This is a genomic window from Rhizobacter sp. P3_B12, from assembly GCF_056402895.1.
In genome coordinates, this window is sequence record NZ_JBFUGN010000991.1 from 1 (window position 1) to 2,222 (window position 2,222).

Below are 2,222 nucleotides of genomic sequence, written 5' to 3' on the forward strand. Positions count from 1 at the left end.
GTCATGGAGCGACTGCCTTCCGACGCTGCTCCCAGCCAGATCGCGAAGGGCGACTTCGTGAGCTCCGAGGCATTGGTCGGCCTGATCGACCTGCCTTCGAAGAAGAAGGCGCGTTGAGCGCATGACCGCGACCATCGCCGTCTACGCAGACTGGATCGGTCTCGCGCAGCCGCTGCGGCTGGGATGGCTGCACGCCAGGCGCGGTGCGGGCCGGGAGGTCTTCGAGTTCGAATACGACCCCGTCGCGCTTGCCCATCCGGCCACGCGGAATCTGGCGCTGGATCCGCGGCTCGGCCTGTACGAGGGGCGACAGCACCCGCCGCAGGGCCATCAGACCTTCGGTGTGTTCTCCGATGCGAGCCCGGATCGCTGGGGGCGGTTGCTGATGCGGCGCCGGCTGGAGCGGGCGCAACGGGCAGGGCAGGTGGGCAAGGCCGTGCGCCTGCACGAGTCGGACTGCCTGCTGGGCGTGCACGACACCTATCGGTCTGGTGCGTTGCGCTTGCGACTCGGGGACTCCGGCGCCTTTCTCGACAACCAGCACGACACAGCCGCACCGCCGTTCGTCCAACTGCGCGAACTCGAAGCGGCCAGTCTCGCGCTGGAACGCGATGAAGACAACACCTCGCCCGAGGGTGACGACTGGCTGCGCATGCTGATCGCGCCGGGCGGCTCGCTCGGCGGTGCACGCCCCAAGGCCAGCGTTGCCGACGCGGGGCATCTGTGGATCGCCAAGTTTCCCAGCGTGCGCGATGAGTACGACGTGGGCGCGTGGGAACTGGTGGCTCAAACCCTGGCAAAAGCTTGTGGCCTGTCGGTGCCGCAAAACATGGCTCGCCGTTTCGCCAGCCCGCACCACACCTTCCTGGTGAAGCGCTTCGACCGCACGCCGCAGGGGCGGATTCATTTCGCCTCGGCCATGACACTCACCGGCCGCCAGGACGGGGACGATGCCTCCACCGGCGCGAGCTACCTTGAAATCGCCCGCGTGTTGACTGATCACGGCGCGCAGACCCAGACCGATCTGCGCGAGCTGTGGTCGCGCATCGTGTTCAACATGCTCGTCTCCAACACCGACGATCACCTGCGCAACCACGGCTTCCTGCTCGTGCCCGGCAAGGGGTGGCGGTTGTCCGAGGCCTACGACATGAACCCCGTGCCCGAGTCGCATGGCCTGAAGCTCAACGTCAGCGAATCCGACAACGCGCTCGACCTCGACCTGGCGCGTTCGGTGGCTCCGTACTTCCGGGTCTCGAAGAAGCTTGCCGACGAGACCATCGAGCACAGCCAGACCGTCGTGAGGCAGTGGGCCAAGATCGCCGACAGCCTGCACGTTCGTCCCCGCGAGCAGGAGCGCATGGCGTCGGCGTTCAGGCTCGCCGAATCACGCTAGAACATGCAGCCTAGAACGTGATCACCACCGACCCCGCGCTGCGTTGCGCCTCGCCGTGGAACACCGCCTCGATGTTGTTGCCGTCGGGGTCGAGCAGGAAGGCGGCGTAGTAGCCGGGGTGGTAGGGGCGTTCGCCCGGCTTGCCGTTGTCGCGGCCGCCGGCCTCGAGCCCGGCGCGGTAGAACGCCTCCACCATCGCACGGTCCCTGGCCTGGAAGGCGAGGTGGTGGCGCCCCGTCAGATGGCCTTGTGCCGCCTTGCTGTCGGCAGTCGAGACGAACAGCTCGTCGATCCAGAAGTAATCTGCGGCGCTGCCGCCCACCGGGATCTCCAGCACCTTGGCCACCGCCTCGTAGAAGCGTTGGCTGGCCRCAATGTCGGACACGACGAGCTGCAGGTGATCGATGAGACGGCCGCGGTGAAGTTGCTGTGCTTCCATGGTGGACTCCTCGTTGCTGGATGGTGAACGGTCTTTTCTGAGCCTCCATCGCGGCAGGGAGTTCCTGTCCTTGAAGAATCCGCAAACCTCGCCTATTTTTGAACGACCGTATAAACCGCTCGTTCAACCATGAACCTCAGATCGTCCGACGGCGCGCAACCCGGCAAGGATGCGCCGGCCGTCGACACCCGCGAGAAGATCCTCGACGCCACCTTCCGGCGGCTGGCGAGCGAGGGGTATGCGGCGCTCAGCGTGCGCGAGATCGCGAAGGACGCCGGTGTGAACCACGCGCTGATCAACTACCACTTCGGCACCAAGGACCAGCTGGTCATCGAGGTGCTCGATGCCGCGAACCGCCGGCTGCTGGCTCGCCAGGGCTCGATGTATGCC

Annotated in this window: 3 protein-coding genes; 2 read left to right on the forward strand and 1 reads right to left on the reverse strand. The window is 66.3% G+C overall.

The window, feature by feature from the left end; all coding sequences use genetic code 11:
* Nucleotides 1-121 precede the first annotated feature (121 nt).
* Nucleotides 122-1,393: a type II toxin-antitoxin system HipA family toxin gene (locus tag AC1D01_RS31105; protein WP_477873327.1), complete on the forward strand. Its 1,272-nt coding sequence runs from the start codon at nt 122-124 to the stop codon at nt 1,391-1,393.
* A gap of 10 nt (nt 1,394-1,403) precedes the next feature.
* Here the strand turns inward: AC1D01_RS31105 and AC1D01_RS31110 are convergent, their stop codons facing one another.
* Complete coding sequence (locus AC1D01_RS31110; protein WP_477873329.1) at nt 1,404-1,832, reverse strand: VOC family protein; 429 nt, start codon at nt 1,830-1,832, stop codon at nt 1,404-1,406.
* A gap of 129 nt (nt 1,833-1,961) precedes the next feature.
* On the opposite strand from AC1D01_RS31110, the gene AC1D01_RS31115 reads away from it, so the two are divergent.
* Nucleotides 1,962-2,222, forward strand: a 261-nt coding sequence (locus AC1D01_RS31115) for a TetR/AcrR family transcriptional regulator (protein ID WP_477873331.1), incomplete at its 3' end; no start/stop codon positions are given.